Genomic DNA, 24195 nt, shown 5'->3' on the forward strand with positions numbered 1-24195 from the left:
AGTTGAACGAAGTTAGTGATTTTATGCTTGCTTTTTTACTGCTATTTTTTCTAGTAAAAGAATTAATCCGAACCCAACAATTGCTAAAACTATTGCTTGCATTAACTGTGGATTTCCATCGAATGAAAAAGGAGAAACTGATAATTCATTAAAAGGAACTTGTTCTCCGTGTGAATTCGTCCTGTAGGTTAACACTTTTTTCCAAGGCCAAATTTTATTTAACGATCCAATTATAAACCCTGTTAAAATAGCCAATGTATAGTTTTTATAATGTGCAAACAACCATTTTAAAACTCTCGAGAAAGTTAACAACCCAACAACTGCCCCTAAACCAACTGTAGCTATTGTAACGAAATCTCTATTATTTACTGCTTGTAAAACTGGCTTGTATGCTCCTAACAAAACTAAGATAAACGATCCTGAAATACCTGGTAATATCATAGCACAAATTGCTACTGCGCCAGCTAAAAACATAAATAAAGGTGATGAATTTTCGCTAACCAACGGATTTAATGTCGTTATATAATACGCCAATGCTGCACCTATAATTAGTAGTAAGACTGAAAACACATTCCATTTTGTTATTTGTTTAGCAATGTATAATACGCTTGCCAATACTAATCCGAAGAAAAAAGACCATAATAAAACTGGGTGATTCTCCAATAACCAAGAAATTACTTTTGCTAATGAAACAATACTTATAAAAATTCCTATAAACAATGATGCTAAGAAATTTCCATTTACTTGTTTCCATGCAGCTTTAAATCCTTCTTTTCTTAATACTGAAAGTAAGTTTAAATTTATACTACTTATTGAAGTTAATAACTCTTCGTAAATACCTGATATAAATGCAATAGTTCCTCCAGAAACTCCTGGAACAACATCGGCTGCTCCCATTGCTAACCCTTTTCCAGCAATTAACATATAGTCTTTAATAGATCGATTCATTTAGTTTTGATTAGTTGTATCTTTCTTTTTACTCTTAAAACGTACGAATTTATTCTTTTTAACTTTTACAGTGTCTTTTTCTTTTTCCTTTTTTTCCTTTTTCTTTTTCTTCAACCCTAATTTTTGACCAAGTTCAGATAAATTATTAAAGTTTACTTGATATGATATACCTACACCTTGCGTATACCCTTCTTCTTCTACGTTGTTTTGTATTTCATTAGGTCTATTAAAAACCGTTCCTCTTAAAGTACCTTCTTCATTTAACAGTACTTCAACCTTAACTTCCCCAACAACATTGGTTTGCGTATTCGTACCTACAGGAACTCCTACTTTACCGTTTACAATTACACGATCACTTACTTGAGTTGCTAATGAAACATCTACCTGATCATCTGTATTTAAATTGTTAATATTCCCTCTATCTCCTTGAGTATATCCAACTCCTACTTGAAATTTACTTCCATCTTTATTTAATAAATTTGATAAAATACTTGAGGCAATTTCTGAAGCTGTTCCTGTTAAACCTGCAGCAACATTACTACCTAATCTATCTTCATTATAAAAAGTTCCTAAAGCTAAAAGCGACACAAAATGCTGCGTTCTTGTATTAATATCATTATCGTTTAAAACAAATTCTAATTCGGATGCTACGGTAGAATTTGCATTCGGAATTTTAATATCAAACTCTTGTTTTGACTCAAATAAGCTTCCAGTAATTTTAGTATATAAGTCAATTGGAATTTTACGACTCGAATTAATATTATCTAGCAATTGTGCTGGGTTTGCTTTGGTTCTATACACAGCAGTAATATCTAATTCGGCATCTAACGGATTTCCTGTCCAAGAAATATTACCTCCTTTTTGTACCTTAAATGGTTTTGAAATTCCTGCATATTTAAAATTATACACTCCTTCGTCTACATTTAAATCTCCAACCATGTTGAATTTTCCTCGAGTATCAATTTCAATAAATAAATTTCCTTCTCCTCTACCTTTTAAATCACTCCCTGCAACTTTATCAATTACAACTTGAGCTAGCGCATCGTTTGTTACTTCTAGAAAAATAGTAAGATTTAATCCTTTAATATCTTCAATTGCTCTTTCTTTATCGGTAAGTTCTTTTTTATCTGATTTAAACCTTATTAATTTATAATTATCAATAGTTTTTACGTCGCTTAAAGGAATTACAAAAACAGTACCTGGTTGTGTTTTTGCATTCTCCACTCTAATACTTAAATTGCTTGTAAGTCCGGTAATACGTGCATCTCCTTTTATAAATCCTGTACCATAATACGGTACTTCTTCAGATTCTTTGGTATCTAAAACTAATAAGTTTTCTGTATTAAGTTTTAAATCTAAAAACCATTTTTCGAAATTCTCATGAGCAAAACTTCCTGACAAATATCCTTCGGTATCATGCTTGGTATCGGTAAGAATTACATTATTCAATTTAAATTGCTGCTTCTCTAATTCAACCGTAGTATTTCCTTTTAAGTCGAAATCTACATTTAGGTAAGGAAACTTTAAACCTGCATCTTCAAAATTTAGAGTTCCGTAAAAATCCGGATTTCTTAAAAATCCTGTTGCTGTAAAATTCCCAGAAACTCTACCTCTTAATTTAGAAAGTACTTCTTCTCCTAAAGGGCTAAATGCTTCTAATTGATAATCTTTTAAGAACACTTCTAAATCTATAGTTGGTCTTTTTCCGCTAAAATCTAAACCTCCTGTTGCTGATATGTTTTTTGCCTTTTTATGAACCAAAGACAAGTTAACATCGAATTTCTCATATGAGTTATTTCCTGTTACGTTTAATGCTAAATCTCCTTGTTCAAAATTATTAATTTGAAATTCTTCAACTAGTAAATTTCCTTTTGGTGATACAGCTCCATTATCTTCTTTAAAGTCGATAACTCCGTTTAATTTTCCGTTTAGTTTTAAACTATCTACTGGTGGTAAAAAACTTTCTAATTTAACTTTTGTAAATCTTGCTTGTAAATCTTTGTAAGTACTATCTCTTAAAGCTCCTTTAAATTCAATTTTTTGATCTTTTGATGTTAATAAAAACGGACTAAATTCAAAATCTTTTTTCTTTAAATCGAAAACAACTTTGTTGTTATTATTGTTTCCTGGATTTATAGTCCAATCAAAACCTTTATAACTTAACATCGATTTTTGTACTCCTACAACCGATTTTTTTAATTCATCAATTGTATAAAAGAAATCTAAATTAAAGTTCTCTGAATTTTTATCTCCCCCTTTAAAAATAGATTTAAAGAAAAGTGTATCGTTTTTTGTTCTGTTAAGTAAATTCAGTTTTTTAATATTATAAAACTTGTTATTAACTTCTGCGGCTGTTAAGTGCGTATTATATAACGGATTTTTATTATCTAATCTAAGTAACAGCTTATTCACAACATTTCCGTATGCATCAATTTTTGGAGATGAAAATGTAAGTTTCATTGAGTTTTTATCAGAGTTTATTCTTCCTTTTAAACGAGTATTTTCTCCAATAGAAATCTGAGGAAGAAAAATATCTACAATCTGATTATGAATTGTAAAATCAAAATCTAAATATTGATTTTTTGCTACTGGATGCGGTTCGTAATTCGTATAAACACTTCCTAATGCATTTTCTGTAATAGGTAATAGTTCTTCAAAAGTAAATTTTCCTTTCAATTCTCCATTTACAATATCTGCAGATGCCACTTTAATTGTTTTTATACTATCTTTTACAGAAGAAATTACTGAGAAATTCTTAAACGGATAACTTCTTTTTTGATTTGTATAAATCAATTCATTAAAAGTAGCTTTACCAACAATATTATCTAGAGTATTCCCTGAAATATCTAACTTAACATTTCCTTTAATTTTTGAAATACTGTCTCTTGTAAACAAGTTGGTTTTTTTAAGGTCAATCTCTGCTATTTTTGCTTTAAAATCGAACTTATTAATTTCTGAAGAAAAATCTGCTAATCCCTCAAACTCTAGTTTAAAATTTTCGTCTTTTGCATGTAACAAACCATCAAATTTCTTATTTTGAAACTGACCATTTACACTTAATTTTTTATAATTATAGCCATTAAAATCAAGATTATCTACCTCTCCTATTATTATAGTATTAATATTATCTACACTAAAACCACTTCCACTAACATCTGCTTGCAATGTTATTTTTCCTAGAATAGGATCATTAGTAAATTTACCCAAATCAAAATCTATAAATTCTACTTCTCCTGAATAGGAAGCGTGATCAATATCATCTATTTCGGTTAATTGTAAATCAGAAATCGTAGTTCCAATCTCAGAATCTATCGCTAAAGTAGCTTCCATTTGTTCTGGAGTAACCTTTAACAATCCTGATAATGTAAAATTTCCAAGTCTTCTAAATTCAGTTGGTAGTGTTTTCCCTAAAAGATTAGGCAATGTGTTTTTTAACTGCTGATAGTTTGCCGTAACATTCTCTATATCTCCATCGAAAACAAAACCTCTATCTGTGTTTAAAACATTAACAAAACCTAAGTTTCCTTTTATTTTCATGCCCCTTTTAGAGTACATGTTTAGTTTGTTTACGCTAAAATTATTGAGAACCCCATTAACACTACCTGTAAAAGTTAACAGGTCATTACTACTTAACTCGTTGTAAAACTTTTTTAAATCTTTAATCGACAATGCACTTTTATGAAAAGTTGCGTCAATGTTTACTTTATCATTAAAATCTGCTAAATCTTTTCTCTTATATGAAAGTTTAATATCTGCTTTTACTTTCGACTTATTATTCGTCTCTAATAAAGCGTTCTTAAACAACATTTTGGTTTTTGTATACGTAAAATCTGTTGTAATATTGGTTACTTTCACGCCTCTATTTTCAGTAAAATAGAGTCCTCTTATTTTCATATATACATTAGGACCAACAACTGAGAAATCTTGTAAATTACCTCCTCCATTTAAAGCTGAAAACTCAAGTGAATCTTTCTTATTTAAATCAATAAGCTTAAAGTTTAATCCATCTATATAAATATTAGAAGTCTTTAATACAAAAGGAGTAGACTTTGGATCTTTAGGTTTCCCGTCTTCAAAAGTTTCTAAGAATACACTGAGGTTATCTTCTTTTTCTCCTTTATAGTTTTTTAGATGAAAGTTAACACCTTCTAATGTTGCACTCCCTAAATCAACCTGATTTTCTAAAATCTTTTTTGCATTTAACAGCGAAGTACTTAGCCTATTTACAAAAATTAAAGTGTCTTTATGATGGTCTCGAATTTCAATTCCTTTTAATTGAACACTTCCTAGAAAAGATAAGTCTAATTTTTTTATAACTAAGTTTATTCCTAAACTCTTGTTTACCTCTTTGGTAACTATTTTAGCTAATTGAGTTTGAACAGCTGGAATTGAAAATAAAACAATTATCAACAACAAAAAAAGTACAATGTACTTTAGAATACGTAATAATATTTTACCCCCTTTTTTTATTGTTTTATAGTATTAAATGATTAACAAAAGTAGTTTGCTAAATCAAAAACATTGCCAATTAGCACAAAGAACGTTCAATTTTAACTAATATTCAATATTTTTGCTTTCTAAACTTATTTTTTAAGAAAATTTTGAGTCAAAAACCAATTTATATACTTGGAATTGAATCGTCTTGTGACGATACAAGTGCAGCGGTAATTTGTAACAGAAAAGTGCTAAGTAACATTGTAGCTAATCAAGAAGTACATGCTAAATATGGTGGTGTGGTTCCTGAATTAGCTTCTAGAGCACATCAACAAAACATAGTTCCTGTGGTTCAACAAGCTATTGAACAAGCTGGAATTACAAAAGAAGACTTAAGCGCCATTGCTTTTACAAAAGGACCTGGATTAATGGGCTCTTTATTAGTCGGAACTTCTTTTGCAAAATCACTTGCTTTAGGTTTAGATATTCCTTTAATAGATGTAAATCATATGCAAGCGCATATTTTGGCACATTTTATTGAGGAAGAAGATGCTAAAATTCCACCTTTTCCATTTGTATGCTTAACCATTAGTGGTGGTCATACTCAAATAGTAAAAATAACCAATCATTTTGAAATGGAAGTTTTAGGAGAAACTATTGACGATGCCGTTGGTGAAGCTTTTGATAAGTCTGCTAAAATTCTAGGACTCCCATATCCTGGTGGTCCATTAATTGACAAATACGCTAAACAAGGAAACCCTAAAGCTTTTAAATTCACCAAACCTAGAGTTGGTGATTTAGAGTTTAGCTTTAGCGGCTTAAAAACTGGAATTCTTTATTTCATTCAGAAAAATGTAAAAGAGAATCCTGATTTTATAAAAGAGAATCTTTATGATATTTGTGCTTCTATTCAACATACCATTATAGAAATTTTAATGGACAAACTTAAAAATGTAGTTAAGCAAACTGGTATAAAACATATTGCTATTGCTGGTGGAGTTTCAGCAAATTCAGAAATTAGAAAACGTTTGCAACAAGCAGAAAAGCATTGGGGATGGACAACCTATATTCCTAAATTTGAATACACTACCGATAATGCTGCAATGATTGCAATTACTGGATATTTAAAATATTTAAACAAAACGTATTCTGATGTTTCAGTAACGGCTCAAGCTCGTTTAAAAGTTACGGAGTAAATCACTCTTTTAATAAAAAAAAACACAACATATGTTGTAATTCCCCTCACAAATGAAAACTTTCAAAAATAGATTTTTAGTAAACCTACTCTACTTTTTTACTTGGGTAGGTTATTTTTTTATTGCTCGCTTCTTATTTCTTTCATTTTATCATGACAAAACAAGCGAATTAGATTTTGTAAGCATTGTAAACACTTTTGTCTTCGGAATTAGACTCGATATGTCTTTTGCTTCATATTTGAGTTTGTTCCCTTTTTTATTAATAATTTTTAGTATCTGGATTCCAAAGAGATTCATAAAATTTATTCTAAAAACGTATACGTTTCCTATTCTATTTTTAACAACATTGTTAATGTTAATCGATATAGGTTTATATGCCTCTTGGGGAGCAAGAGTAGATTCCACCTTATTAAATTACATTAATACTCCGAAAATAATGCTGGCCTCTATTTCTACCTTTGAATTAATTGGAGGTATTTTAGGATGGCTACTACTTTCATTAGGTTTTGTTTACATATTTAATAAAATAATTAATGCTATTACTTTTAACCTAGAGAAAGGTAAAATTTGGGAAACTCCAGTTTTTCTTTTACTATTTGGGTCTTTAATAATTCCTCTACGTGGTGGGTTGCAATTAATCCCAATCAATCAAAGTAATGTATATTTTTCTAAAAATATGTTTGCCAATCATGCTGCTGTAAACTATGCTTGGAATTTTGGAAACACTTTAAGCCATAAAGTTGAAGATAAAAATCCTTATCAAAAATTCGATTCAAAGATTGCCAAAAATATTATTAAGAGAAGAAATTCTGATTTACAAAATTCTTCTTTAGATTCAATTTTAAAAACTGACAAACCTAACGTTATACTTATCGTTTGGGAAAGCTTATCTTCAAAAGTTGTAGGATCAATAGGTGGAGAACCTAATGTGACTGAAAACCTAAACAAGCTTTCAAAAGAAGGAATTTTATTCACAAATTTCTATGGAAATGGGGATAGAACCGACAAAGGTTTAGTGGCTATTTTGAGTGGATACTATCCGCAAGCAACTTCGAGTATTATAAAAATGCCACATAAAACTCGTAATCTTCCTATTCTACAAAAAGAAATGAAAAGCATCGGTTATAATACCTCTTTTTACTATGGAGGTGATATTAACTTCGGAAATATTAATACGTACATTAGAAATGGAAATATTGATAAGGTTGTAGACGGAAGTGAGTTCGATAAAGAAAATTGGAATTCTAAATGGGGAGCTCACGATCATATATTTTTAGAAAGACTCTCTAAAGATTTAGCTCAACCTCAACAAGAACCATTTTTTGTTACTGCACTTACTTTAACAAGTCACGAGCCTTTTGAATTTCCAGATACTTATAAGTTTGGGAAAGATTCTGAAGATAATTTATACAGAAGCTCTCAAGCATATACCGATAAAGCCATTGGTAAATTCATAGAAGAATCTAAAAAACAACCTTGGTGGGGTAATACTTTAGTTGTAATTATGTCAGACCATGGTCACCCACTACCAAAGCACAAAGGATATTTTAATGCACCGGTACGTTTTCAAATACCAATGTTGTGGCTAGGAGGTGCTCTAAAACAAAAAGGAATTACTGTGAATACAGTTGCTGCTCAATCTGATTTTGCATATACGCTTCTTGATCTATTAAATGGAGGTAAATCGAAGTTCACTTGGGGTAAAAATATATTTAATGAGAACTCAAATCAATACGCTCATTATATTTTTAATAAAGGATTTGGAACAGTAACCAAAGATGGAACTTTCGTCTACGATTATATCAGTAACAAACCAGTAATACAAGAAGGAAATACTCGAAATTTAGATTCTTTAGGTTTTTCTATTACCCAAGAAGCTTTTCAAGATTTTATGACACGGTAAATAAAAAAGGCTAGTTTTAAACTAGCCTTTTTTATTATTGTACTTTTATTGAACAACCAATTGCTTTGGTTTCTTTATTGGTTACTTCCTTACCACTTAATAACTCATCTACTGCAGTTTCAACATATCTTTCAGAAACATCTGATGCATTTCTAGCATTATTATCAACCGCTCCGATATAAGCTACTTTTAAATCTCCTTTATTTTTATTTAAAATAAAAACATGTGGAGTTCTTGTTGCTCCAAATTTAGGATACACTTTTTGTCCTTTGTCAAATAGATATGGAAATGTAAATCCTTTCGATTTTGCTCTTTCCATCATCGATTCAAAATCGTCTCCAGGAGATGCTTTTGGGTCATTAGGATTAATTGCTATTACAGGATAACCTTTCTCTTTGTATTTTTTATCTAATGCTATAATTCTATCTTCATACATTTTAGAATACGGACAATGATTACATGTAAAAACTACAATAAATCCTTTTGCTGAGTCAAAATCAGACAAGGAAACCATTTTTCCATCTACGTTTTTTAAAGAAAAGTCTTCTACTTTATCACCAACTTTATATCCATCTTTTATCGTAAAAGCTACTGTAACTAAAAACAGTGCTAATACTCCTATTGTTTTAATTGCTTTCATGTATATTGATTTTATTTATTAATAAACTTTTTTAATTCTCCTTCCAATTCTTCGTAAGTAAAAGATCGTTCGAAAAACTCCCTTTTATCTTTATTATAAATTAAAGTAGCTGGAATAGATCCTGACCATTTTTCATTGATTTTTGGAATCCAATTGTTTTGATCTGGATCATCCAAAACTACAACTTTCGATTGTAATTTTTCTTTTCTTATAAATGGTTTTAATGAACTTTCTATCTGATTAGGAAAATCAAGACTTACCAAGATTACTTCTACTCCTTTTTCAGAATATTCTTTTTTTAATTTTTCAAAAGCTGGCAATTCTTTAACACACGGTTTACACCAAGTTGCCCAAAAGTTGACAACATAAGTTATATTATCAGATTTTTCTAGCAAAGGCTGTAAACCTTTATAATCAAAAATTGCTAAAGAATTATTTTTTGGTTTACTACATCCTAAAGCTAATAATAACACAAGTAGTTTTAATAGATTTTTCATGATTTTTAAAATTAGAAAAAACGAGCTTTTCTCATTTATTAATTAACGAAACATTAACAAAAAAACTCAAATCAAAATGATTTGAGCTTGATGTTTTTTATATTAAAAACCTGTTGTTTAACAAAAAATTTCATTTAAGAGTTTTGCTAAACGAATTCCTCCTTTTTGTAATTGTTGCCTAACAACTGGAAAATACAAATACGAATAACGATAACTTAGTTTATCACCTGTTTTAGCAGAACTATATACTTTCTTAGTTAATTGATGCGTGTCTTTTACCCAATCTAAAACATCACCTTTTTCAATTTCTTTGATTTGAGCTTTCGATAAATCTTGAGCATTTTCCGCCAATTCAATATAACTCATATCCCACTTATGCAGCATATTTTCATCCCAAACTCTGTGTAAGTTACTTCCTTTTCTATGCCATTGAACCTGAATAGTATTTCCTCCTTTATCTTCTTTTCTACCAATATGAAGTGGTTGATGTAAATCTCCAACCAAATGAACTAACATCTTTAAAAAGAAACGTTTATCTTCTTCTGTGCTATTTTCATCTTTTAAAACTTTAATACAATGATTTATTCCTGTAACTAAATCTCCTTTAGGATTTTTTTCAGCATGTTCATAATCTGTATCTAATGGCATATTTACATAATGCCAAGGGTAGTACTTACTATATTTTCTATCAGATTTAATTTCATCTGCATAAGTCGAAACAAATGCTAAACTTTCTCCTTTTAGCAATTTATCTATTTTCTTCTTAGCTCTTTTTGTTAAATGCTTTTCAGCAATTTTTCCTGTTGCTCTATGACCTGTTGGCCCCCAAATATCATTATTTGAAAATATTGTTGAACTTAAAAAGCTTAAACATATAACAAATAAAAAACGTGTAATCATCAGTTAATTTAATTAGAATTTTAAGCTAAGGTATAAAAAATATTTATGGTGATTTTAAGATTTAAATTTAATTTTATATATTTACAATATCATTTTGATATCATTTTAAAAACAACAACCTATGGACAGTGAAAAAATTATTAAACCAGCGAACGGATATTTAATGTTTGTAATTGTACTTGCATTATTCATTTTAGGAATATACTTTACAGTTAATACAGAAAACCCAATATTTATATTAGTTTCAGTAGTAGCTTTTATTTTATCATTCGGATTTATTTTAGTAAACCCAAATTCATCAAAAGTTATTTTACTTTTTGGTAAATATGTAGGTACTGTAAAACAAAACGGACTTTATTGGGCAAATCCATTATATAAAAAGAAAACCATTTCTTTACGAGCTAGTAACTTTGACAGTGAACGTTTAAAGGTTAATGACAAATTAGGAAACCCAGTAATGATTTCTACTATTTTAGTTTGGAGAGTTACTGAAACTTTTAAAGCTGCTTTTGATGTTGATAATTATGAAAATTTTGTGCGTGTTCAAACCGATGCAGCTGTAAGAAAATTAGCAAGCATGTACCCTTATGATAATTTCGCTGATGAAGGTCATGAAGAAGATATAACACTTCGTTCTAGTGTAAATGAAGTTAGCGATGCTTTAGAAAAAGAATTAGAAGAACGATTATCTATTGCTGGTATTGAAGTTTTGGAAGCAAGAATTGGTTACTTAGCTTATGCTCAAGAGATTGCTAGTGCTATGTTGAAACGTCAGCAAGCTACCGCTATTGTTGCCGCTAGACATAAAATTGTACAAGGAGCTGTAGATATGGTAGATATGGCTTTAGAAGAACTTAACAAAAAAGAAATAGTAGAACTAGATGAAGAACGTAAAGCAGCTATGGTTAGTAATTTATTAGTTATTTTATGTGGGGACAAAGAAGCTTCTCCAGTTGTTAATACTGGCACTTTAAGTCATTAAAAAATAACATATATGAAAGAATACAAAGTCGAAAGTTGGAAGGTTAGTTTTTCAAAAAACAATAAAAACTTAGAAGATTTTTTAAATGAACATGCTCGAAATGGTTGGAAAGTAATTCATATTGCAGAACAATCTACACGAGTAGTTTTTGAAAGAGACAAAAACCGATAATATGAGAATTTTTAAAGAAGAACAACGATTTATGCAATTATGGTTAATAGTTTTATTGGCTGTAAGTACTATTGTTCCTGTAATTATGATTATTCGTGAATATTTACATGGTAAAACCAGTTTATTAAATTTAAGCTGGACATTAGTTTTAATACTTTTTGCTACTGGATTTATTTTCTTCTTTAAATTAAAAACGAGAATAGACGAAAAAGGAATTCATTATCAATTCTTTCCGTTTCATTTAAAATCTAGATTAATTAAGTGGAATGAAATTGAAAAAGTCTATGTTAGAAAATACGATCCGATTTCAGAATACGGTGGTTGGGGATTAAAAGGAGGAGCTCTTTGGAATAAAGGAAAAGGAACAGCAATCAATGTTTCTGGAGATATTGGAATTCAATTAGAATTAAAATCTGGTAAAAAACTCTTGATAGGTACTCAACAAGAAAATAACGCTAAACAAGTAATTAAATATTATCAAAATTTAAACTCATGATACGAGCAACATTACATATCATTATTTTCTTTATCAGTATAATCTTTTCTTTCGCACAAGTTACAACTGAAGAAATATTAATAAAAAACGATAGCATTGAACTAGCAGGAACTTTAAGTTTTACCAAAGAAAAAACTCCTTTATTAATTTGGGTACACGGTTCTGGAAATGTAGATAGAAATGGTAATCAAGCCCCAAGAATAAATGCTAATTATATTAAACAATTAAGAGATAGTTTAAACCAACAGAACATTGCTTTTTTTAGTTACGATAAAAGAACTGCTAACAAAAACAACAGAGCTGTTTTACTAAAAGGAGTATTGTTTGAAGATTATGTTTCTGATGTAAACACTGTTATAAATCATTTTAAAAAAGACAATCGCTTTTCTGAAATTATTTTAATAGGACACAGCCAAGGCTCTTTGGTTGCTATGTTAGCTTCAAAAAATGTAGATAAGATAATCTCTATTGCTGGTCCCTCACTAGCTGCAGATAAAGCTATCATAAAACAAATTAGCGAGAAAGCCCCTTATCTAGATTCAATTGCTAAAGCACATTTTAAAGAATTAAATGAAACTGATAAGATTAAAGAAGTGAACCCTATGCTGGTTTCTCTTTTACATAAAAGAAATCAACCTTTTATAAAATCTTGGATGCAATACAATCCTTCCGAAGAAATAAAAAAACTTAACATTCCTATTTTAATTATTAACGGAACAAGTGATTTACAAGTAAAAGTAGAGGAAGCTAGAAAATTACATCAAGCTAATTTAAAATCAGAGTTAGTAATTATTGATAAAATGAATCATGTTTTAAAAGAAGTAAATTCTGTTATTGATAACAAAACTTCGTATTTTAAAGCAGATTTTCCTCTATCTAAAGAATTAATAAAAACCATTGTTACCTTTGTAAACAAATAACCATGGCAAAGAAAAAAGCATTCGCATTGCGATTAAATGAAGATATGCTGAAGGCTATTGAAAAATGGGCTTCTGATGAATTTCGATCTACCAATGGTCAGATTGAATGGATGCTTATGAAAGCTTTAAAAGAAGCCAATCGTGCACCAAAAAAGAAAGAAGAATAACTATTTTTCTTAATCATATGTTAAAAGCGTTCTACAAAAGTATAGAGCGCTTTTCTATTTTGTATCTTCAAATTTTATAATCAACTAACATTTACATGAAAAAAATATTTACACTATTCTTTTTCGCCATGGCTTCTATTGTATTCTCACAAGAATTCTCAATGGATTTGGTGAAAAACATGAAACCACGTAACATTGGTCCAGGAGGAATGAGCGGACGTGTTACTGCAATTGATGTAGTAGAAAAAAATCCAGATATTATGTATGTAGGAACTGCATCGGGTGGAGTTTGGAAGTCTACTTCTGGTGGCGTAAAATGGGAACCTATTTTTGATAATGAAGTAACTGCCTCTGTAGGTGCTCTTGCTATTCAACAATCCAATCCAAGTGTTATTTGGGTTGGTACAGGTGAAGGAAATCCACGTAACAGTTTAAATGGTGGATACGGAATTTATAAATCACTAGACGGTGGTAAGTCATGGAAATTAATGGGACTTGAAAAAACACGTCATATACATCGTGTTATCATCCACCCAAACAATCCAGATATTGTATATGTTGCCGCTATAGGTTCACCTTGGGGAGAACACAAGGAAAGAGGCGTGTACAAAACTACTGATGGTGGTAAAACATGGAAACAAATTTTATTCAACAATATAAAAACAGGAGCTGCTGATTTAGTGATGGATCCTTCTAATCCAAACAAATTAATTGCAGCCATGTGGGAACACAAACGCGATCCTTGGTTCTTTAAATCTGGAGGAAAAGGAAGCGGATTATACATTACACACGATGGTGGCGATAATTGGAAAAAAGTAACCAACAAAGAAGGGTTTCCTAAAGGAGATTTAGGTAGAATTGGTGTTGCAATTTCACAATCTAACCCGAATGTTGTATATGCTTTAGTAGAAGCTAAAAAGAATGCTTTATACAAAAGTGAAGATGGTGGATTCAAATGGAAAATGATTAATAATAAATCAGGAAATAGAGGTATTGGTAACCGCCCTTTTTATTATTCTGAAATTTATGTAGACCCACAAAACGAAAACCGTTTGTATTCGATCTACACCTATGTAAACGTTTCTCAAGACGGTGGAAAATCTTTCAAACAATTAATGCCTGCTTATGGAGTTTCTAACGGAGTACACCCAGATCACCATGCTTGGTGGATTCATCCTAAAAATGGTAAGTTTATGATTGATGGAAACGATGGCGGGTTAAACATTACCAAAGACGGAGGTAAAACTTGGCGTTTCATTGGTAATTTACCCGTAGCTCAATTCTATCATATTAATGTAGACAACGAATATCCGTACAATGTTTATGGAGGAATGCAAGATAATGGTTCTTGGAGAGGTCCTGCTTATGTATGGAAATCTCAAGGAATCCGTAATTCATATTGGCAAGAAATTAGTTTTGGTGACGGATTTGATGTAGTTCCAGACAAAGATAATTCTCGTTACGGCTGGACGATGAGTCAACAAGGATTCGTGTCTCGTTACGATCATGTTACAGGTAATAATTATACAGTAAGACCAACACATCCAAATCCAAAAACTAAATTACGTTTCAATTGGAATTCAGCAATAAATATTGATCCTTTTGATAATTCAACTATTTACTTCGGAAGTCAGTTCGTACATAAATCAACCGACAAAGGATTAACATGGGAAATCATTTCTCCCGATTTAACTACGAATGATAAATCTAAACAAAAGCAATCGGAAAGTGGTGGATTAACCATGGATGCTACAGGTGCAGAAAATCATTGTACAATTTTGGTTGTAGAACCTTCTCCTTTAGAAAAAGATATGCTGTGGATTGGTACAGACGATGGTCAAGTACAAATCACAAAAGACGGAGGAAAAACTTGGAACAATATTTCTAAAAACATCAAAGGGTTACCTGCAAATAGTTGGATTGCACAAATAAAAGCTTCCAACAAAAATAAAGGAGAAGCATTATTAGTTGCTAATGATTACAGACGATTCAATTATACACCATATACTTATAGAACTAAAGATTATGGAAAAACATGGGAACGTATTATAAATGAAAATGATGTAAAAAGTTATGCTTTAAGCATTGTAGAAGATCCTATTGAATCAAACTTATTATTCTTAGGAACGGACGACGGTTTATACGTTTCTTTAAATGCAGGTAAAAAATGGACGAAATGGACAAAAGGTTTTCCTACTGTTTCTGTAAAAGATTTAGTAATTCATCCAAGAGAACATGATTTGGTTATAGGTACTTTTGGTAGAGCCGCTTGGGTTTTAGATGATATTCGTCCGCTACGTGAAATGGCAAAAAACAATACTGTATTAAAAAACAACATTCAGTTATTTGAGCCTCCAACTGCTTACATGACCGCTTATCAACAACCAACAGGAAGTAGATTTGGTGCAGATGCTATTTACAATGGAGAAAACCGCAAACGTGGTGCTATGATTTCTTACTATGTAAATAAACCAGAAAAGAAAAAAGAAGGTAAAAAAACTAAGAAAAACACCAATAATACTGAAAAGAAAGCCGTAGTAAAATACGATTCTATAAAGCTAGAAATCTTTGACGGAAATCGATTAATTAGAACTTTAAAACAAAAAGCTCCTAAAGAAAATGGTGTTCATAAAATGTACTGGTTTTATAACGAAAAGGGGGTTGCTAGACCATCGAGAACTATTAGAAAACAACGAAGAGAACCTGGAGGAGTTCGCGTTAAACCAGGAACATATCGTTTAAAAATTACTTTTGGTGATAAAACTTCAGAACAAGATATCACTGTAAAGTTCGACCCTAGATTACAAATAAACTCTAATGATATTTCAGAAAAATATGGTACTAGTAAGTCTCTAGAAAAATATCAAAAAACAATGGCAGATGCGGTGAAACAATTAGTACAAAGCAAAAAAATTGTAGCTAATTACAAAACCAAATTAACAAAAGAGGATAAAAAGAAATACAAAGATGCTATTAAAAAATCTACTCAGATTAGTAAAAAAATAGATACTCTGATTAATGCTTACTTAGGGAAAGTTGATAAGAGACAAGGTATTACTCGAAATCCTGAAACAAATGTAAGTCAACGTTTAGGAACTGCTCGTTGGTATGTAGGTAGTCGCTTTGGAAAACAAACTGCTACAGAAACTCGTTTAATCAATCAGTTTAAAGAAGCTTTAGAAAAAGCAGTAAATAATACTAATGCTTTCTTTAATAAAGACTGGAAAGAATATCGTGAGTTTATTGAAAAAATTCAGTTATCTCCATTTAAGAAAACAAAGAGTTTTTCTGTAGAATAGCTTCTACTAAAAAAAAGAGCCTGTTATTTGTAACAGGCTCTTTTTTTATGTGAAGATTATAAAATACAAAAATATTCCTATTAAACATAGTTGTCCTATAATCATAAAAACAAATAGTAACAACAATTGAGTAGCTAAAGCAGTTATCCATTTTAATTGGTAAATATTCTTTAGCAAATATGAAATTATTGAATATGTAAAAAGCATCAGCAAATACATAATGTTTCCTGAAACATCAAAAGCAAAAGTTAGCAACATCACTAGAAAACTTGTCCAATTTGCTGTACCAAACATATAGCAATGAATCGCTAAATTTTCGATATAATTATACTTCTTAAAAAACCAATATGTTATTAATGCAACTACAGGCACAGCGAATAAATACACTAAATTTATAGAGGACAAATAAAAGTCCTGAGCCATTAAAAACTTTTCATATAAATTTTCATTGAAAAGGTTTTTTAAACTTTCAAAGCCTTTTTCGTTAGCTTTATTAGCTTCAGTTTTAAAATTCTGAAAACCTTTATGATAATTTACTAATAGCGTATAAGCTGCTACACTTAATAACAAATACTTAAGTGGGTTTATTATATGGCGTCTATCTTTATTTAAGTATGTTTGAATCGTTTTATATGGCTTTTTAAACATAGAAACATATGCCAACGGAATTCCCTTTTCAAAATTTAAAAAAGCAAATAATTCAGTTTTTAACTCTGATATTGATAATCTTTCTAACTCTTCCTCCACAATAATTTAATTTTTAAAAGAGGTAAATGTACTATTTTTAAAATAAGAGCTTCAAGAATTATCTTTTCCCTATTTTTGGCTTCAATCTTAAGTTTTATAATTATATCATGAAGAAATTTATTTTACTATTTATTTTCTTAATCTCAATTACAATTAATAGTCAAACAAAAGCAGAAAAAGAATTAGGTGTTTGGTACATGTACAATGGGACACATAAATTATCAGAAAAATTCAGTTTAAAAACTATGGCTCATTTCCGTTTTTTTGAAGTTGGAGATGACTTACAACAATTTATATCTCGTTTGGGGGTAAACTATAAAATAAACAAAAACTTAAGCATTACTGTTGGTCAAGCATTTTTAAATACTGATCAAACTTATGACCTAAATGGTGGTGACGGTTATGAAAATAGAATTTATGAAGATTTCAACGTTAAACATGCTATAGCTAAATTAGGTTTGGCACATCGTTTAAGAGCAGAACAACGTTTTTTTGAATCAGGAACTGGACATTTTTTACGTTATCAATTAGGTTTAAGCTATCCTATTTCAGGAAAATGGTCTACTTATTTATATGATGAGATTTTTATGGATTTTGAAGGTGAAAACTTTAATCAAAATTGGTTAGGTGCTGGTTTTAAATACAAAGTATCTAAAATGGTAAAACTTCAATTAGGATATATGAATATTAGAGATGCTAATGATAGAACTTTTGATAGAATACAAATTGGTGTAGCGCTTAATCACTAATACCTCAAAAAAGAATTCTCTATTTTAGCTACAAAACAACTATTTATGGAAAATCAACCTCTTTTTACCAACGACGCAATTGTTTTTGGTATACTTATGCTTTCTTTAGGTTTTGTATTTTATACTGAAAGTAAAGAAACCGGTTTCTGGAAAAAATTCTACAAAATTGTTCCAGGACTTTTAATGTGTTATTTAATTCCTGCTATTTTTAATTCCTTAGGAATTATCTCTGCCGATACATCAAAAACATACTACATAGCTAGTAGATATTTATTACCTGCATCTTTAGTTTTAATGACCTTAAGTATTGATTTAAAAGCAATATTTAATCTAGGACCAAAAGCATTAATCATGTTTTTTACAGGTACTATAGGAATTATTATTGGAGGGCCAATTGCAATATTATTAATATCGTTAGTATCTCCTGAAACCGTTGGCGGTGTTGGTTTCGATGCTGTATGGAGAGGTTTATCGACCTTAGCAGGAAGTTGGATTGGCGGGGGAGCTAACCAAGCAGCCATGTTAGAAATTTATCAATACAATCCACAAAAATATGGCGGAATGGTATTGGTTGATATTGTAGTTGCTAATATTTGGATGGCATTAATTTTAATTGGAATAGGAAAATCTAACAAGATTGATAATTGGTTAAAAGCCGATAATTCTGCCATTGAAGAATTAAAACAAAAAGTAAGTTCATTTGCCGATAGTATTAAGAGAAACCCAACTTTAACTGATTATATGATTATGTTAGCATTGGTTTTTGGTGCTGTTGGTTTTGCTCATTTCGGAGCAGAAAACATTTCTTCGTTTTTAAAAAATAATTTTGAAGCTGTTGCCGATAAATCTTCAGCATTATCATCTTTTTCTTCAAAATTCTTTTGGATGATTACCATAGCAACCGCCATAGGAATAGGACTATCATTTACCAAAGCTAAAAACTACGAAGGTGCTGGAGCTAGTAAAATAGGAAGCATTTTTATTTACGTTTTAGTTGCTACTATTGGTATGAAAATGGATTTATCGAAAATCATTGAAAATCCAGGGTTAATTGTCATAGGATTAGTTTGGATGGCAATTCATGCAGGTTTATTAATATTAGTAGCTAAATTAATTAGAGCTCCATACTTTTTCTTAGCTGTCGGTAGTCAAGCCAATGTTGGTGGTGCTGCAAGTGCACCTGTAGTTGCGGCTGCATTTCACCCGTCTTTAGCCAGTGTAGGTGTTTTATTAGCTGTGTTTGGCTATGTTGTAGGAACTTACGGTGCAATACTTTGTACAATTTTAATGGAAATTGCCTCTAAAGTTTAAGAGAATTCTGCATATTTGCATTTCAAAATTTTGAACCCAATGAAGAAAATTATTGCTCTTTTTGCAATTGCTATCATCGCTTTTGCTTGTTCTTCTAAGAAAGAAGGCAACATGATTGTTAAAGGTCAAATCAAAGGACTTAAAAAAGGAACTTTGTATTTACAAAAAATGAAAGATACTTTAATTGTTTCTGTTGATTCAGTAACACTTAAAGGAGAAGATACTTTCGCTTTAACAGACAATGTTGAGTCTCCTGTGATGTATTACTTAACTTTTGATGGTGGTAAAACTAAAGACAAGCGTCTTATGTTCTTTGGAGAAAAAGGAGAAATTACAATTAACGACAATATTGAAGAGTTTGGTTTTAAACCAGAAATTACTGGTTCTAAAAACCAAGAAGTAATGAAAAAATTTGGTGAAATAAACAAGCAATTTACTTTAAAACGTTTAGATTTTATTAAGCAAGATATTGAAGCTCGTAAAACGAATGATGATGAGAGAGTACAAAAATTAGAAGATGACTATAAAAAATTAGTACGTCGTAGATTTTTATTTACTACAAATTTTGCTATTTCTAATGCTGATAGCGAAGCGGCTCCTTATATAGCTTTAACAGAATTATTTGATGCTAATATTAAGTTATTAGATACTATTAATAATAGCTTAAGTGATAAAGTTAGAAATTCTAATTACGGAAAAAGATTACAAAAATTTGTTGATGAAGTAAAAGCTAAAGAAGCTAAATAATCAAAGATTTTATATAAATAAAAAACTCGATGTGTAAACATCGAGTTTTTTATTTTATGAGAGTTTTTATTTTTCCGAAGAAATGTATTCGTCTACTTTAGTTTCTAATACATTTAATGGTAACGGACCGTTTGTTAAAACTACATCGTGAAACTTACGAATATCGAATTTATCACCTAAAGCATCCTTCGCTTTTTTACGTAACTCTAAAATCTTTAGCATTCCTATTTTATAAGCTGTTGCTTGACTAGGCATTACTATATGACGTTCAACCATTTTTATAGCATCTAATTCTGCATTCGGAGTATTATCTGTATAATACTTTATTCCTTCTTCACGAGTCCATTTTTTTGCATGAATTCCTGTATCTACAACTAAACGACAAGCTCTCCAAAGCTCCATTGCTAAACGACCGAAATCTGAATACGGATCTGCATAAAAGCCCATTTCTTTTGGAATAAACTCAGAATATAGCCCCCAACCTTCAACATAAGCTGTATATCTTCCGAACTTTCTAAACATTGGTACGTCTTTTAACTCCTGAGCAATGGCAATTTGCATATGATGTCCTGGAATTCCTTCATGGTATGCTAATGCTTCCATTTGATAAGAAGGCATACTCGCCATATCATACATATTTGCATAATATGTTCCAGGCCTCGATCCATCTAAAGCTGGTTGCTGATAAAATGCCTTTCCTGCCGATTTTTCTCTAAATGGTTCTACAGCTTTTACTATTAAAGCAGCTTTTGGCTTTGTAATAAACAATTCGTCAAGGCGAGTTTTCATACTATCAATCATATGAGTAGCTTTAGTCATGTACTCTTCTCTACCGTTTTTAGAATCTTCAAAATAAAACTGCTTGTCTTCTTTCATAAATTTAAAGAACTCTTTTAAAGTACCTTTAAACCCTACTTTCTTCATAATAGCACGCATTTCGTCATGAATTCTTGCTACTTCTTTTAATCCTATTTGGTGAATTTCTTCAGCAGTTAAATCGGTAGTCGTTGTTCTTTTTAAGGCATTATTAAAAAAAGCTTCTCCTTCTGGTAATTTCCATGCACCATCATCAGTTGAAGCTACCTTTTCTTGAGCTTCAAGAGTTTCAATTAAACCTTGATAAGCTGGTAAAACAGCTTTTACCATTGCCTCTTTAGCTCTTTTCTTTAAACTCTCTTTTACTTTAGCATCAACATCTAGTTTGTTTACTTTAGCATTAAAATCATTTTCTAATGTACTTGGTTTACCAGATTTGTCGAATGGTGTTCCCTTAATTAAGTTTCTACTATCTTCTAATACTTTTGCAAAAACAAACTTAGGAGGCATAATTCCTTTTGCTTCTTTCTCTTTTAAATTTGTTACTAATTGCTCAAATAAAGGTTTTAAGTTTTGTAATCGAGCGATATAATTTTCTGCATCTTTTTCATTTGAAATTTGATGCATATTAATTAAAAATGCTGGAATTTCTGCTTGCATCCCGTGCATTTGATTTACAGGATAGGTATGAAAACGATACTTAAAATCGGCTATTTGGTTTTCTAATTGCTGTTTAAATAAATCGTAACTTAGTTTAGTAGCATTATCTAAAGCCTTTACATTTACTGAGTCTTGTAACCAAGCCAATGCTGTTTTTGCATGCTCTAATTCTTTTTTAGCAAATTCATCAGAAATGTCATTCCATTTATCAGCATCTTTTTTAATACCTAAATAGGTTTGATACATAGGGTGACGATCTAAATTCTCTTTAAATTGTTTGTCGAAAAAGGCATTTGCTTTTTTCGACTCGGTTGCAATTTTTTCTTTGCTAAGAGGTTCAGTTTTATTTTCCTTTTTACAAGAAACTAATAGTATTCCTAGAAATAAGGCTACTGAATAATATTTAATTTTCATGAATAATAATTTAATGGACGGAAGATACAAAATTACTAGTCATGATAAGATGTAAACAAAAGAGCTTAGTAAAAACTAAGCTCTTTTACAAATACTAACTCTGTTATATTTTAAAACTTAAAACAGGGAAATTACTATGATTTGCTACGTCTTCAGAAATACTACCTTCAAAGAAATGTGTAAATCCTTTTTTACCATGTGTAGCAACTACTAAAACATCTACATTCTCTTGTGTTACAAAATACCTCAACCCTTCTTCAATCGAATATTCTGAAACAACATGAATTTTGTCTTCAGTAAGACCCGAATCTTGTAGTTTATGTAAGAAAAGTTTTATTCTTTCATTTAGTTCTTTTGTACTCTTAAACTTCACATAAGGTGTTCTTACATACACCAACTCTAACGGACATTTTAAAGTACTAAATAACTTTTCTGCCTTTAATAACGGATCGATATCATCGTCTGAAAAATCACATGCAAATGCAGCTTTCTTTAATGAACTTGTAATAGCTTCTTCTTTAATTACTAAAACTGGAGTTTTTGAATGTCTAATAACTTTTTCGGTATTAGAACCAACAAATATTTCTTGCATTCCGCTAGTTCCTTTTGAGCCCATAATAATTAAATCTGCCTCTTCTTCTCTTGCTAATACATCTAGTTCACTAAAAATTTTAAAGTGCTTTATAATTGGGGTAATTTTTATTCCTTCTAAGTATGGCTTATTTAAAAACTCTTTAAATCTTTTTTCTGCCAACTTCATGTAGAATACCGCTTCTTCTTGAATATAAGATTGAGATTGGTTAATTACTGCATTAGAAAGTTCTAACATATGAACTACTACAATTTCAGCATTCTGCTCTTTTGCAAAGAACGCTGCAGTTTGTAAAGCTCTTTCTGAATAGTCTGAAAAATCTACAGGGACAATTATTTTTTTCATTTTAAGTGAGTTTTAAATTCTAGGATAAAGTTAACTCACTATTTGATGAAATTTTATGATATAAATCAGCTAATGACAAGAATTTACTTCTCCTACTGTATCGGTAATTGGCATTGGAGAAATATACGGTATATCAAGACCTAAGCCTCGAAGAATAAATAAAACTCCAATAAAAACAACTACGTAAGGAATGGCTTTTTGTATTTTATTTCGAAGTAATCCGTTAGTGAAATTTCCCACATATACAACTGAAGTCATTAATGGAATAGTACCTAAACCAAATAATACCATATAGAGAATTGCAGACGAAATATTGGTTGACGTTATAGCTCCAAAAACTGCCATATATACTAAACCGCATGGCAATAATCCGTTTAAAAAACCTAACGTAAAAAAGGTATTATTATCTTTTCTTTGTAACTCTTTTCCTAAAGAAGACTTTACTTTTATAACTAATTTTGATAGTGAGTTAGTAACTTTAAGCTTTGCAAATAATTGAGGTATTACAATACTTACAATCATAAGAACTCCTACAAATATTGATATTTGCTGTTGAAATCCAAAAAAGTTAAATCCCTTTCCTAAAAGGCCAAATAAAAGACCTATAGTAGCATAGGTAAAAAGGCGACCAAAATGATAGCTTGTAATTTGAAAAAATTGCTGAACCTTATTATGCCTATTTACTGGTAACATAAACGCTATAGGCCCACACATACCTACACAATGAAAGCTTCCTAACAAACCAAATATAAGGGCCGAAAATAGCATTACTAGTATATAATTTCTTCTTTAAATAAAAAATTTTTATCTTGATATTTCCAAGATACCTCAATGTTCCAACGACCACCTAACAAACGGTTCTCAGGCACGAGCAAATAATTATTGGATAGTGAAATTGGCAATTCGAAATCCAATTGTTTATTAGATGGTCTGTATAGGAACACTTTTCCCCTTATCTTATTTATGTCAAAATCTTCGGGGAAATTTATAAACAATCCCTTTTCTGTTTTTCTTATTGAAATATTTTCTTTTAAGTCTGCAGCATTTTTTAATGCATTAATTTCTTGCTGATAACTTAATTCCTTTTGATAATACTTATCGGTAACCAAATCATGATCGAACGATTTACTTGTTGTCATAGTAACTACGTAATACATAATGAATGTAATAAATCCTATAATCGCAATAACGATACCCGTGCCCCAGTTAATTTTCATTTTATTGTTTTTTATCTCCCTACGAATCTTCAGTTGTGTTCTCG

21 protein-coding genes are annotated in these 24195 nt (G+C 30.4%); 11 read left to right on the forward strand and 10 right to left on the reverse strand.

Annotated features, from left to right (window positions below; translation table 11 throughout):
* Nucleotides 1–21: 21 nt before the first annotated feature.
* Both WH52_RS08050 and WH52_RS08055 read right to left on the reverse strand, forming a co-directional pair.
* On the reverse strand, nt 22–948 hold the full coding sequence (locus tag WH52_RS08050) for a DUF368 domain-containing protein (RefSeq protein ID WP_086030440.1): 927 nt from the start codon (nt 946–948) through the stop codon (nt 22–24).
* Nucleotides 949–5358: a translocation/assembly module TamB domain-containing protein gene (locus tag WH52_RS08055; protein WP_086030441.1), complete on the reverse strand. Its 4410-nt coding sequence runs from the start codon at nt 5356–5358 to the stop codon at nt 949–951. It lies immediately after the preceding gene.
* 191 nt (nt 5359–5549) lie between these two features.
* On the opposite strand from WH52_RS08055, the gene tsaD reads away from it, so the two are divergent.
* Together tsaD and WH52_RS08065 are read left to right on the forward strand one after the other, a co-directional pair.
* Complete coding sequence (tsaD, locus tag WH52_RS08060) at nt 5550–6578, forward strand: tRNA (adenosine(37)-N6)-threonylcarbamoyltransferase complex transferase subunit TsaD (protein ID WP_086030442.1); 1029 nt, start codon at nt 5550–5552, stop codon at nt 6576–6578.
* 52 nt (nt 6579–6630) lie between these two features.
* A complete protein-coding gene (locus tag WH52_RS08065) occupies nt 6631–8481 on the forward strand; it encodes an LTA synthase family protein (protein ID WP_198938416.1) in 1851 nt (616 codons plus the stop codon).
* A gap of 34 nt (nt 8482–8515) precedes the next feature.
* On the opposite strand, the gene WH52_RS08070 is transcribed toward WH52_RS08065, so the two are convergent.
* The 3 genes from WH52_RS08070 to WH52_RS08080 form a co-directional block, all read right to left on the reverse strand.
* The gene (locus tag WH52_RS08070; RefSeq protein ID WP_086030443.1) at nt 8516–9121 is read right to left on the reverse strand and encodes a thioredoxin family protein; all 606 of its coding nucleotides are present in this window, start codon (nt 9119–9121) and stop codon (nt 8516–8518) included.
* 11 nt (nt 9122–9132) lie between these two features.
* Nucleotides 9133–9618, reverse strand: coding sequence for a TlpA disulfide reductase family protein (locus tag WH52_RS08075; protein WP_086030444.1), 486 nt, complete (start codon nt 9616–9618; stop codon nt 9133–9135).
* A 117-nt stretch (nt 9619–9735) separates the two neighbouring features.
* Nucleotides 9736–10518, reverse strand: a complete 783-nt coding sequence (locus WH52_RS08080) for a S1/P1 nuclease (protein WP_086030445.1) — start codon at nt 10516–10518, stop codon at nt 9736–9738.
* A 121-nt stretch (nt 10519–10639) separates the two neighbouring features.
* On the opposite strand from WH52_RS08080, the gene WH52_RS08085 reads away from it, so the two are divergent.
* From WH52_RS08085 to WH52_RS08110, 6 genes are all read left to right on the forward strand, one after another.
* On the forward strand, nt 10640–11500 hold the full coding sequence (locus WH52_RS08085) for an SPFH domain-containing protein (RefSeq protein WP_086030446.1): 861 nt from the start codon (nt 10640–10642) through the stop codon (nt 11498–11500).
* Between the two features lie 12 nt (nt 11501–11512).
* Entirely contained in the window at nt 11513–11671 is a 159-nt protein-coding gene (locus WH52_RS08090) for a DUF4177 domain-containing protein (protein WP_086030447.1), read from the forward strand.
* 1 nt (nt 11672) lies between these two features.
* Entirely contained in the window at nt 11673–12167 is a 495-nt protein-coding gene (locus WH52_RS14975; RefSeq protein ID WP_198938417.1) for a hypothetical protein, read from the forward strand.
* Nucleotides 12164–13087, forward strand: a complete 924-nt coding sequence (locus WH52_RS08100; RefSeq protein WP_086030448.1) for an alpha/beta hydrolase — start codon at nt 12164–12166, stop codon at nt 13085–13087. Before WH52_RS14975 ends, WH52_RS08100 begins: the two co-directional genes overlap by 4 nt.
* Nucleotides 13088–13089: 2 nt before the next feature.
* Nucleotides 13090–13254: an Arc family DNA-binding protein gene (locus WH52_RS08105; protein ID WP_086030449.1), complete on the forward strand. Its 165-nt coding sequence runs from the start codon at nt 13090–13092 to the stop codon at nt 13252–13254.
* Nucleotides 13255–13349: 95 nt separating this feature from the next.
* The gene (locus tag WH52_RS08110; RefSeq protein ID WP_233131536.1) at nt 13350–16553 is read left to right on the forward strand and encodes a WD40/YVTN/BNR-like repeat-containing protein; all 3204 of its coding nucleotides are present in this window, start codon (nt 13350–13352) and stop codon (nt 16551–16553) included.
* A 45-nt stretch (nt 16554–16598) separates the two neighbouring features.
* On the opposite strand, the gene WH52_RS08115 is transcribed toward WH52_RS08110, so the two are convergent.
* Nucleotides 16599–17300: a hypothetical protein gene (locus WH52_RS08115; protein WP_086030450.1), complete on the reverse strand. Its 702-nt coding sequence runs from the start codon at nt 17298–17300 to the stop codon at nt 16599–16601.
* A 107-nt stretch (nt 17301–17407) separates the two neighbouring features.
* Between WH52_RS08115 and WH52_RS08120 the strand changes: the two genes are divergently transcribed.
* Genes WH52_RS08120 through WH52_RS08130 form a run of 3 tightly spaced genes read left to right on the forward strand, consistent with a single transcriptional unit; the run spans nt 17408 to nt 20107 of the window.
* Nucleotides 17408–18049: a DUF2490 domain-containing protein gene (locus tag WH52_RS08120; protein WP_086030451.1), complete on the forward strand. Its 642-nt coding sequence runs from the start codon at nt 17408–17410 to the stop codon at nt 18047–18049.
* A 45-nt stretch (nt 18050–18094) separates the two neighbouring features.
* Nucleotides 18095–19360 carry a DUF819 family protein gene (locus WH52_RS08125; protein ID WP_086030452.1) on the forward strand — a complete coding sequence of 422 codons (1266 nt, stop codon included), beginning with the start codon at nt 18095–18097 and terminating at the stop codon, nt 19358–19360.
* A gap of 39 nt (nt 19361–19399) precedes the next feature.
* Nucleotides 19400–20107, forward strand: coding sequence for a DUF4369 domain-containing protein (locus WH52_RS08130; protein ID WP_086030453.1), 708 nt, complete (start codon nt 19400–19402; stop codon nt 20105–20107).
* Between the two features lie 66 nt (nt 20108–20173).
* On the opposite strand, the gene WH52_RS08135 is transcribed toward WH52_RS08130, so the two are convergent.
* From WH52_RS08135 to WH52_RS08150, 4 genes are all read right to left on the reverse strand, one after another.
* Complete coding sequence (locus tag WH52_RS08135) at nt 20174–21997, reverse strand: DUF885 domain-containing protein (protein WP_086030454.1); 1824 nt, start codon at nt 21995–21997, stop codon at nt 20174–20176.
* A gap of 103 nt (nt 21998–22100) precedes the next feature.
* A complete protein-coding gene (locus WH52_RS08140) occupies nt 22101–22934 on the reverse strand; it encodes a universal stress protein (protein ID WP_086030455.1) in 834 nt (277 codons plus the stop codon).
* Between the two features lie 69 nt (nt 22935–23003).
* Nucleotides 23004–23702, reverse strand: a complete 699-nt coding sequence (locus tag WH52_RS08145) for a sulfite exporter TauE/SafE family protein (protein WP_086030456.1) — start codon at nt 23700–23702, stop codon at nt 23004–23006.
* Nucleotides 23703–23704: 2 nt separating this feature from the next.
* The gene (locus WH52_RS08150; RefSeq protein WP_086030457.1) at nt 23705–24151 is read right to left on the reverse strand and encodes a FixH family protein; all 447 of its coding nucleotides are present in this window, start codon (nt 24149–24151) and stop codon (nt 23705–23707) included.
* Between the last annotated feature and the right edge of the window lie 44 nt (nt 24152–24195).

The sequence above is a fragment of the Tenacibaculum holothuriorum genome (genome assembly GCF_002120225.1).
In the GTDB taxonomy this organism is placed as follows: domain Bacteria; phylum Bacteroidota; class Bacteroidia; order Flavobacteriales; family Flavobacteriaceae; genus Polaribacter; species Polaribacter holothuriorum.

What these genes read in the sequence shown, in the direction of transcription:
- WH52_RS08085 (WP_086030446.1), top strand. Translation starts at nt 10,640, where the DNA reads ATGGACAGTGAAAAAATTATTAAACCAGCGAACGGATATTTAATGTTT.
- WH52_RS08070 (WP_086030443.1), bottom strand. Translation starts at nt 9,121, where the DNA reads ATGAAAGCAATTAAAACAATAGGAGTATTAGCACTGTTTTTAGTTACA.
- WH52_RS08145 (WP_086030456.1), bottom strand. Translation starts at nt 23,702, where the DNA reads ATGCTATTTTCGGCCCTTATATTTGGTTTGTTAGGAAGCTTTCATTGT.
- WH52_RS08075 (WP_086030444.1), bottom strand. Translation starts at nt 9,618, where the DNA reads ATGAAAAATCTATTAAAACTACTTGTGTTATTATTAGCTTTAGGATGT.
- WH52_RS08050 (WP_086030440.1), bottom strand. Translation starts at nt 948, where the DNA reads ATGAATCGATCTATTAAAGACTATATGTTAATTGCTGGAAAAGGGTTA.
- WH52_RS08100 (WP_086030448.1), top strand. Translation starts at nt 12,164, where the DNA reads ATGATACGAGCAACATTACATATCATTATTTTCTTTATCAGTATAATC.
- WH52_RS08120 (WP_086030451.1), top strand. Translation starts at nt 17,408, where the DNA reads ATGAAGAAATTTATTTTACTATTTATTTTCTTAATCTCAATTACAATT.
- WH52_RS08080 (WP_086030445.1), bottom strand. Translation starts at nt 10,518, where the DNA reads ATGATTACACGTTTTTTATTTGTTATATGTTTAAGCTTTTTAAGTTCA.
- WH52_RS14975 (WP_198938417.1), top strand. Translation starts at nt 11,673, where the DNA reads ATGAGAATTTTTAAAGAAGAACAACGATTTATGCAATTATGGTTAATA.
- WH52_RS08140 (WP_086030455.1), bottom strand. Translation starts at nt 22,934, where the DNA reads ATGAAAAAAATAATTGTCCCTGTAGATTTTTCAGACTATTCAGAAAGA.
- WH52_RS08110 (WP_233131536.1), top strand. Translation starts at nt 13,350, where the DNA reads ATGAAAAAAATATTTACACTATTCTTTTTCGCCATGGCTTCTATTGTA.
- WH52_RS08135 (WP_086030454.1), bottom strand. Translation starts at nt 21,997, where the DNA reads ATGAAAATTAAATATTATTCAGTAGCCTTATTTCTAGGAATACTATTA.
- WH52_RS08090 (WP_086030447.1), top strand. Translation starts at nt 11,513, where the DNA reads ATGAAAGAATACAAAGTCGAAAGTTGGAAGGTTAGTTTTTCAAAAAAC.
- WH52_RS08065 (WP_198938416.1), top strand. Translation starts at nt 6,631, where the DNA reads ATGAAAACTTTCAAAAATAGATTTTTAGTAAACCTACTCTACTTTTTT.
- WH52_RS08130 (WP_086030453.1), top strand. Translation starts at nt 19,400, where the DNA reads ATGAAGAAAATTATTGCTCTTTTTGCAATTGCTATCATCGCTTTTGCT.
- WH52_RS08105 (WP_086030449.1), top strand. Translation starts at nt 13,090, where the DNA reads ATGGCAAAGAAAAAAGCATTCGCATTGCGATTAAATGAAGATATGCTG.
- WH52_RS08125 (WP_086030452.1), top strand. Translation starts at nt 18,095, where the DNA reads ATGGAAAATCAACCTCTTTTTACCAACGACGCAATTGTTTTTGGTATA.
- WH52_RS08150 (WP_086030457.1), bottom strand. Translation starts at nt 24,151, where the DNA reads ATGAAAATTAACTGGGGCACGGGTATCGTTATTGCGATTATAGGATTT.